This window comes from Dactylosporangium sp. NPDC000555, from assembly GCF_040300025.1.
Taxonomy (GTDB): domain Bacteria; phylum Actinomycetota; class Actinomycetes; order Mycobacteriales; family Micromonosporaceae; genus Dactylosporangium.
Window position 1 is genome coordinate 1 of the sequence record NZ_JBEPDB010000156.1, and the last position, 8,852, is coordinate 8,852.

5 protein-coding genes are annotated in these 8,852 nt (G+C 73.5%); 2 read left to right on the top strand and 3 right to left on the bottom strand.

The annotated features are described in order from the left end of the window. Nucleotides 1–289: 289 nt before the first annotated feature. The 3 genes from ABT297_RS41905 to ABT297_RS41915 form a co-directional block, all read right to left on the bottom strand. Nucleotides 290–5,752, bottom strand: coding sequence for an ATP-binding protein (locus ABT297_RS41905; protein WP_350559390.1), 5,463 nt, complete (start codon nt 5,750–5,752; stop codon nt 290–292). Between the two features lie 160 nt (nt 5,753–5,912). Then, a complete protein-coding gene (locus tag ABT297_RS41910) occupies nt 5,913–6,632 on the bottom strand; it encodes a DUF305 domain-containing protein (protein ID WP_350559393.1) in 720 nt (239 codons plus the stop codon). 110 nt (nt 6,633–6,742) lie between these two features. Beyond that, nucleotides 6,743–7,354 (bottom strand): hypothetical protein, encoded by a 612-nt coding sequence (locus ABT297_RS41915; RefSeq protein WP_350559396.1) that lies wholly within the window; start codon nt 7,352–7,354, stop codon nt 6,743–6,745. 62 nt (nt 7,355–7,416) lie between these two features. Between ABT297_RS41915 and ABT297_RS41920 the strand changes: the two genes are divergently transcribed. Together ABT297_RS41920 and ABT297_RS41925 are read left to right on the top strand one after the other, a co-directional pair. Then, nucleotides 7,417–8,124: a response regulator transcription factor gene (locus ABT297_RS41920; RefSeq protein ID WP_350559399.1), complete on the top strand. Its 708-nt coding sequence runs from the start codon at nt 7,417–7,419 to the stop codon at nt 8,122–8,124. Then, nucleotides 8,121–8,852, top strand: a 732-nt coding sequence (locus ABT297_RS41925; protein ID WP_350559402.1) for a HAMP domain-containing protein, incomplete at its 3' end; no start/stop codon positions are given. The genes ABT297_RS41920 and ABT297_RS41925, both read left to right, overlap by 4 nt.

An 8,852-nucleotide genomic window follows, 5' to 3' on the forward strand; every position in this document is an offset into this window, starting at 1 on the left:
AAACCGCATACGCGGGCGGCCACGGCTCGGCCGTGCTTGGGCGACACGCCCCGGCGGCGTAGTGACTCGCGCACCGGCACGCGTGCGCGGGCGACCGAGCGCCCCGGCGAACTGGTCGTCGCAGCGCCCGGCCGCCGCCACCCCGCGTTGCCTGCGGTGGCGGTGGCGAACGCGCCCAAACCCGGCAAGCCCGCCGTCGGGTGCCGGGCAGCCGGCGCGCCCCGGACGAGCTCGTCCGGGGCGCGGCAGCCATGAACCGCGGCGAATACGGCCGCGGTCCGGGCAGCGGCTACGAGGCGGCGAGGCCGCGCTCGACGGCCGCGATGATCTGCGGGCGCAGCTCCTCGGGGCGGATGATGGCATCCACGGAGCCGACCTCGACCGCGCGCTGGATGCTGTGCACGCCGTCGAACTCGGCGGCCACCTCGCCCAGCTTCTCCGCCCGTACCGTGGCCCGGACCTCCATGAGCTGCGTGACCAGCGCCGCCCGCTCGCCGCCGGTCGCCGCGGCCACCCGCGCCTCCAGGCCGGACACCCTCGGGTCCTTCGCCGTGCGGGCGTCGACGTCGCCGGAGAAGACCACGGCGGCGGCGGGCGCGCCGCCGATGACGGAGGCGAACGAGCCCTCCACGGCGAGCACGGTCATGTTCGGGTTGAGCGCCTTGGAGAACACCACGAACGCGCCGCCGTGGTAGCGCGAGATCACGCAGAACACGATCGGGCCCTCGAAGTTCACGATCGCCCGGCCGATCTCCGCGCCGTACTCCAGCTGCAGCAGGCGCATCGACTCGGGCGAGCCGTCGAAGCCGGACAGGTTGGCCAGCACGACCAGGGGGCGGTTCCCGCTGGCCGCGTTGATCGCCCGGGCGGCCTTCTTGGACGAGCGCGGGAACAGGGTGCCCGCGGTGTAGGTGTCCGGGCCGTCGGTGGGCGGGAAGCCGCGCCGCGGTACGGACCGGGACTCGATGCCGAGCAGGCACACCGGGATGCCGCCGAGGTGCACGTCCTGCACGACCGCGGTCTCGGCGTCGGCCATGCCCGCCCAGCGTTCCAGGACGGCGTGGTCCTGGTCGGCCAGGGCCCGCATCAGCGTGCGGATGTCGAAGGCCTTCTTGCGGTCGGGGTTGTGCTCGCGGGAGAAGATCTGGCCGACGGTCGTGAAGTCGCTGTCGGGCACCGCGTGCGGGTAGCCGGAGATGTCGCGGTCGAGCGGGTCGGACGTCTCCGCCCGGCGCGGCCGGGGCTCGCCGGGGGCGATGTAGGTGTGGTCGTAGTGCGCCATGAGCACGTTGCGGGCGCCCCGCAGGTCCGGCGCCCAGTACTGGGCCTGGCCGTTGGGGCCCATCACCCGGTCGTAGCCGCCGATGCCGAAGTTGTCCTCGGCCGACACGCCGCCGGAGAAGTCCAGCGACTGCTTGCCGGTCAGCACCATGGCGGAGTCCGGGGTCATCACCAGGATGCCCTTGGTGTGCATGAGCATCGTGGCCTCGGCGTTCCAGTACGGCTGGGCGCCGACGGTGATCCCGGCGACCACGATGTTGATCTCGCCGCCGGCCTGCGTGAACTCGACGATCCGCTTGAGCGCGGCGGCCACCCAGTCCATGTTCTCGGTGCCGGAGCTCATGGAGATCCGGGCGCCCGCCGACAGCGCGAACCAGTCCAGCGGCACGCGCATCCGCTCGGCCAGGTCGAGCGCGGCGATGACGCGTGCGCACTCCGCCTCGGCCAGCGCGCCCAGCGACTTGGTCGGGTCGCCGAGCAGTACCACCCGGATGACGCCCTCGGGGTAGCGCTCGGTCGGGGTGCTCACCACACCGGCGACGATGCCCGCCTTGTTGTGCCCCCGCGGCCGATCGACCGGGACCAGCGCGCCGAGGTCGTTCAGGTCGTGCTCGACGTACGTGCCGTTGGGCCCGGCGAGCATCGCGGTGAGCTCGTACGGGTACGTCGTGCCGCGACGGCGGGCCGAGAGCACCTTCTGCCGGTAGTCGTCGAGCGGCTGGATCGGCTCCGCGGTCGGCGCGGTGACGGACACCTGGATGCCGGCGTCGTAGGAGATCTTGACCGCCATGTCGGTCACCTCGCCGGTGGCCTCGTCGCGGCGGCGGTGCAGGAACAGGACCTCCTCCAGGCCCGCGCCGGCCGTGATCGGCACCACGCGCTGGACGACGAGGTTCAGCTCCTCGATGGTCAGCTCGGTCGGCGGCCAGACGTAGAGGGTGATCCGGTTGGTGTCGAACCGCTTCTTCGCGGGCCGCCCCGCCTGGACCTTGCGGATCGCGTCGAGGCACGCGTCCAGGGCGCCCTCGAGCGCGGGCAGCGCGATGATCCGGCCGTCGGAGTCGCGCAGCGGCGTGAGGTCGCGGACCTGGGCCATCGCCGCCAGCCGCTCGTCGGCCGGGTTGTCCGGGGCGACGCAGTGGAAGACGAAGACCTCCTCGTCCACGGACGGCAACCGGGTCAGGTCGAAGTTGCGCAGCCGCGGCAGTTGCAGGCGCTGGGCGATCAGCGGGTGCAGCCCCCGGATCACCCGGTCCTCGCCCAGGCCCGGCCGGAAGGTGAAGTGGTGGTGCATGGCCGAGCCGGTGCGCCCGGCGACCGACATCGTCACGCGATGCAGCACGTCCAGCAGCCCGGCGTGGTCGAGGATCTCCCGCAGGGTCGCGGCCATCGTGTCCGGGTCGGGCTGCCCGGCCCAGGTGAGGTACACGTCGGCGACGGAGTCCGCTGCGGCCAGCCCGGCGACCTGCTGCAGGGTCGCGGGCAGATCGGCGAAGTCCGTGGCCGCGGCGACGACCCGGAAGCGCTCGCCGTCGCGGTCGTACTCGGCGGTGAAGAACGAGCGCCCCGCGACCTCGACGCAGCGCGCGTCGAGCGCGCCGCGGTTGCCGTAGTAGCGGCGGCTGAGCACCTCGAGCATCGGGCCGTTGTCGGCGCCGGGCGCGCCGATGCGCTGACCGAGCAGCCGCACGAGCGGCTCGGGCGAGGCGACCATGTGCGCGATCCGTTCGGCGCGGTCGGGCGCCGCCGGGTGCTCGTCGAGGTGGCGCAGGTGGCCGCGGACGCCCGCGTACACCTCGGCGCGCTTGCGGCGCAGCATCGGCTGGGCGGCCCAGCGGAACACGATGCTTCGGGCCAGGTCACCGACGACCGGGAACCGCAGCTGGGTGGCGGAGATCAGGTGTTCCAGCGCCTGGCCGACCAGCTCGCGCAGCCCGTCGTCGGGCAGCGGCTCGGTCAGCCACTGCTGCAGGAACGTGACGATGATCGAGACGTCGGCCGACGTGCGCTGCTGCGCCAGGAAGATCCGGAACACGGCCTCTTCCAGCGCGGTCGTGCGCTCGAAGTCGTCGATGCCGTAGTGGGCGAGCACCCGGGCCAGCCGGCTGCGGAAGGTGTCGGGCAGCGCGGCGCGCTCGACGTCGAGGCTCTGCAGATACGTGTGGAAGTACTCCCGCGGGCTGTGCACCCGGTTGTCGGCCCGGCCCTCCTCCCCGGCCGGCCGGTTGCGGCTCAGCTCGGCCAGGTCGGCGAACACCCGCAGCAGCTCGACCTCCTGCTCGATCGGGCGGCGCCCGAGTTCGGCCCGCGCGGCCAGGTACTTCGACAGCGCCCGGCGCTCGTCGCGGGGGTCGAGGTCGTAGCCGAGCAGCAGGCTGCGCAGGTCGGCGATGCCCCGCGCGACCCGGGCCTCGGCGGACAGGCCGGTCGGCTCGGGCGGCAGTTCGAGCTCGACGGCCTCGGTCGCGGTGGCGGCCGGACCGGCGCCGGCCGCGGCCTCGTCACCGATCGGCTCCAGGCGCATCAGCGGCGCGCCGGTCTCCACCTGGCTGCCGACGGAGACCAGGCACTCGCGCAGCCTCGCCTTGAACGGCGCGCGCAGCACGGTCTCCATCTTCATGCTCTCCAGGACGAGCACGGGCGCGCCCGTTTCGACCTCGTCGCCGACGCCGAGCGGGGTCGCGACGACCAGCGCGGGCGCGGGCGAGCGCAGCACGCCGCCCTCGTCGCGGCCGACGCGGTGCGTGATGCCGTCGACCTCGACCAGGTGTACGGGCCCGTGCGTGTCGGTGACGAGCCGGTACCGCCGGCCGTTGACCAGGATCCGGCCGGTGTGCTCGTCGAACCGCTCGAGCTCGGCGTCGACGGTGGACGCCTCGCCGACGCCGACGCGGAACCGGTGCGGCCCGGTCTGCGCGACGGTCACCCGGTAGCCCGCCCCGCGGAGCTTGAGGTCGATCGGCCGGCCGCTCTCGTGCTGCACCTGCGGGCGGCCACCGTGCGCGGTGGACAGCAGCCGCTGCCGCTCGACGAGCGCCTCGTCCTCGTACGCCTCGATCGCGGCGGCGGCCAGCGCGACGCCGGAGTGCTTGGTGGTGACCAGGCGGCCCTGCGCGCGGACCCGGTCGATCCAGCCGGTGTCCGCGCTGGCGTCGATCACCTCGGGCTGGTCGAGCAGGTCGAGCAGGAAGCTCTTGTTGGTGGCGCCACCCTCGATGATCACCGTGGTCTCGGCGACCGCGCGGCGCAGCCGGCCGAGCGCCTCATCGCGGGTGCGGCCGTACGCGATGATCTTGGCGATCATCGAGTCGAAGTCGGCCGGGATCACGTCGCCCTCGCTCACCCCGGTGTCCACCCGGATGCCCGGGCCGCTGGGCAGCGCCAGCCGGACGATCCGGCCGGGCGCCGGAGCGAAGTCGCGGTCGGGGTCCTCGGCGTTGAGCCGGGCCTCGACGGCATGCCCGGCCTCGGCCGGGATCAGGTCGCCGAGCCGGCCGCCGGCGGCCACGTGGAGCTGGGCCTTGACCAGGTCGAAGTCGGTGGTGGCCTCGGTGATCGGGTGCTCGACCTGCAGCCGGGTGTTGACCTCGAGGAAGGCGAACAGCCGCTCGCCCGGGTGGTAGAGGAACTCGACGGTGCCCGCGCCGCGGTAGTCCACGGCCAGCGCGAGCCGCTCGGCCGCCGCCTTCAGCTCCCGGGCCTGCTCGGGGGCGAGCACGGGCGAGGCGGACTCCTCGATGACCTTCTGGTTGCGCCGCTGGACCGAGCAGTCGCGCACGCCCAGCGCCCACGCGGTGCCCTGGCCGTCGGCGATGACCTGCACCTCGACGTGGCGCGCGCCGGTGACCAGGCGCTCCAGGAACACGATGCCGCTGCCGAACGCGCGTTTGGCCTCCAGGCTCGTGCGCTCGTAGGCATCGGCGAGTTCCTCGTCGCTGCGCACGACCCGGATGCCCCGGCCGCCGCCGCCGGCGGTCGCCTTGAGCATCAGCGGGTAGCCGATCTCGGCGGCCGCGCGCGTGGCCGCCTCCAGGTCCTCGACCGCGCCGCGGCTCCACGGCGCCACCGGGACGCCGACCTCCTCGGCGATCAGCTTCGCGCCGATCTTGTCGCCGAGTTTGCGCATGGCGTCGGCGCTCGGGCCGATGAAGGTGACGCCGATCTTGTCGCAGCGCTCGGCGAAGGCGGGGTCCTCGGCGACGAAGCCCCAGCCCACCCAGGCCGCGTCCGCGCGCGTCTCGACCAGCGCGCGCTCGAGGACGTCGTGGTCGAGGTACGGGCGCGCCGACGCGGGCCCGAGGCAGTAGCTGTCGTCGGCCTCGCGGACGAAGGTGGCGGTGCGCTCGGCGTCCGTGTACAGGGCGATGGTCTCGATCGGCGGTGCCCCGGGCACGGCGTTGAGCTCGCGGACGGCGTGGATCAGCCGCATGGCGGCTTCTCCCCGGTTGACGATGGCAATGCGGCTGAACACCGAGTAAGCCTCCCAAAGGTGCGGGAACCACCTCGGGGCAGGGGTACCCGTCCAACAACCCTTGCTCTTACCCTCGGGTAGAGAAACCGCCGGATTCACCACCTGCGGCGGGCGAAAGTTGTGGACACCCACCAAATCACACATGCCGGACCGGGGAGACTCACACCGCCGGCAGCGACGCCAGGAGCTTGCTGTGCGTGTCGCGGATCTGCGCCGCGGCGGCCTTCGTCGCCGGGTCGGAGCCGGCATTGCCCTCGGACGTGGCCAGCGCGACCGTCGCGGTGAGGTGCTCGCGCAGCGCCGCGACCGCCTTCGCCGACCGCTGGTCGGCGGGTGCGTCGCGGACGGCGGCCAGGTCAGCGTCCAGCACCATCCCCGGCATGTCGTGCCCGGCGTGCTCGGCGGGGTTCTCGACCCCGCCGCCCGCGGCGAGCGCGGCCCGCAGCGTCACGAGCTCGGCCCGGTGGCCGTCGGCCCCGCTCGCCGCCACGCCCCGCAGCGCCGGCACGTCCCCGGCCATCTCGAACAACGGCAGCGCGCTGTTGTCGAGCGAGATCATGAGCCGCAGGAACGCGTGGTCGGTCGGACTGAGCACGCCGACCACGTCCGGCCCGCCGCTCGGCGGTACCACCGGCGGCAACCCGGGCTCGTGCGCGGGCCGCGCCCACAGCACCACCACCGCGAACGCGGCGACGAGCACGACCGCGACGGCGAAGACCCGCCGCCACGCGTGCCGGCGCATCGGGTCGTCCTCCGACCACGCCGGCGCGTCCGGCACCGCGGGCGGTGCGGTCGACGTGCCGCCGTCCGCCGGGGCGGGCGAGAGGGCCACGCTCGAGCCGTTGATGTGCTCCTCGCCACCGGGGGTCGTGCTGCTCACGATCTGACCGTAGAGCCGGGACCGGGACGGGTTCTATTAGCTGTACATTAAGTTGTTCCGATGATTTTCGACGCCGGCGAATAACGCTTTTAACCTGAAGATAAGGGAAATCAGGAGCCGATCCGGGTGACCTGGCCGTGCGGCCCGTTCTGCCACCACATGCAGTCCACCAGGTACGCCACGCCGCCCGACGACGAGACGAATTGCACGGCGAGCCGGTTCGGCTCATTCTGCGCCTGCGACACCGAGTAGCCGTCGCGGGGCGTTGCGGTGACGACCGAGACGACGCCGGCCCGGATGCGGATCACGGCGTCGCCACCGTCGGAGCGGAACGACTTGAGGTACACGTCGACGCCGTCCGTTCCGGTCGTGACCGTCCAGCCGTTGACCATCCGGGCCGGGGCGGTGGTGGCGGTGGTCTTCTGTTCGCCCGGTGCCGATGCGCTGCCGCGGGGCGCCGGGGCGCTCGTCGGCGGCGGGAACACGGGGCGGGGGGCCGATGGGACCGTCGGCTCGGGCCGCGGGGAGCCGGTCGCGAGCGCCGGCACGCTCTGCGTGACGGCGTCCCGGTTGCCGCGCTCCTCGTCGGTCGCGACCGGCACCGTGTCCTGGGGCACGGCGGTGCGCAACACGGGCCGCAGCGCGAGCGACGCCACCGCGATGCTCGCGGTCGTGGCCAGGCACCACAGCAGCACCGGTACCGCGCCTCGTCGAACCCGCATCGACGGATCCTCTCACGCGGGTCCGGACAGACGCTCCGTCACGGTGGCGATAGCGTGTTGCCATGCCGCTCATCCTGCTCGTCGAGGACGACGTCGCCGTCTCCGGTGCCCTGTCCCGGGCGCTGACCGACGCCGGGCACGTGGTACGCCCGGTCGGCAACGCCGGATCGGCGCTGCGGGTCATCGCCACCGACCCGCCGGACCTGGTCATCCTCGATCTGGGCCTGCCCGACATGGACGGCCTCGACGTGCTGCGCATGCTGCGCGGCATCTCCAACGCGCCCGTCATCGTGGCGACCGCGCGCCGCTCGGAGCGCGACATCATCCGGCTGCTCGACGCCGGCGCCGACGACTACGTCACCAAGCCGTTCTCCAGCGCCCAGATGTCGGCGCGGATCAACGCGGTGCTACGCCGCGGCCAGGGCACGCCCGGGCCGGCCGCCCCGCCGGCCGGGGTGACGGTCGGCGCGCTGCAGGTCAACCCGCAGCAGCGCTCAGCGTCCATCAACGGCCGGACGCTGCAGCTGACGAAGAAGGAGTTCGACCTCCTGGCATACCTCGCCCAGCGGGCCGGGCGCGTGGTCAGCCGTCGGGAGCTGCTCACCGAGGTGTGGCAGCGCCCGGACAGCTCCCGCGAGGACCAGACGATCGACGTGCACGTGTCGTGGCTGCGGCGCAAGCTGGGCGAGAGCGCCACCGCGCCGCGATATCTGCGCACGTTCCGCGGGGTCGGGGTGATGCTCGTCGACCCGGATCAGGCGCCGGCGTGAGAAGCGCCCTCATACGCCTGTCCTTCGCGATCACCTCGATGATCGCCCTGGCGTTCCTCGTGCCGCTCGCGTACGTCACCAAGCAGATCGCCCACGACCGTGCCCTGGCCGAGGCGCGCTACCAGGCCGACGCGATGGTCGCCGCGCTCGCCTCGGCGCCGGGCAACGGCTCCGGGTTCCTCGACCGTGCCGTGGCGACCGTGCCGGCCGGGCAGTCGGGGCGGCTCGCGGTACACCTGGTGGGGGAATCGACGGTCGGCACGAGCCACGCCGTGTCCTCCGACGTCGACCGGGCGGCCCACCAGCGGCGCTCGCTGACCGCCGACGCGCCCGGCGGCGTCGCCTACCTGCAGACCGTGGTGCTCGACAACGACCGGACCGCCGTCGTGGAGGTGTACGTCTCCGACGCCGACCTGAGCCGGGGCGTCGACGCGGCCTGGTTCGCGCTCGCCGGCCTCGCCGTGGTCCTCGTCGCCGGCTCCACCCTGGTCGCCGACCGGCTCGGCGCGCAGATCGTGCGGGCCACCCGCAAGCTCGCCGACGGTGCCCGCGCGTTCGGCGACGGCGACCTGCACGCCCGGGTCGAGCCCGACGGCCCGCCGGAGCTGCGCGACGCGGCCCGCAGCTTCAACCGCATGGCCGATCAGATGATCGCGTTCGCCGACGCCGAGCGCGAACTGGCCGCGGACCTGTCGCACCGGCTGCGCACCCCGCTCACCGCGCTGCGC

What these genes read in the sequence shown, in the direction of transcription:
- ABT297_RS41915 (WP_350559396.1), bottom strand. Translation starts at nt 7,354, where the DNA reads ATGCGGGTTCGACGAGGCGCGGTACCGGTGCTGCTGTGGTGCCTGGCC.
- ABT297_RS41920 (WP_350559399.1), top strand. Translation starts at nt 7,417, where the DNA reads ATGCCGCTCATCCTGCTCGTCGAGGACGACGTCGCCGTCTCCGGTGCC.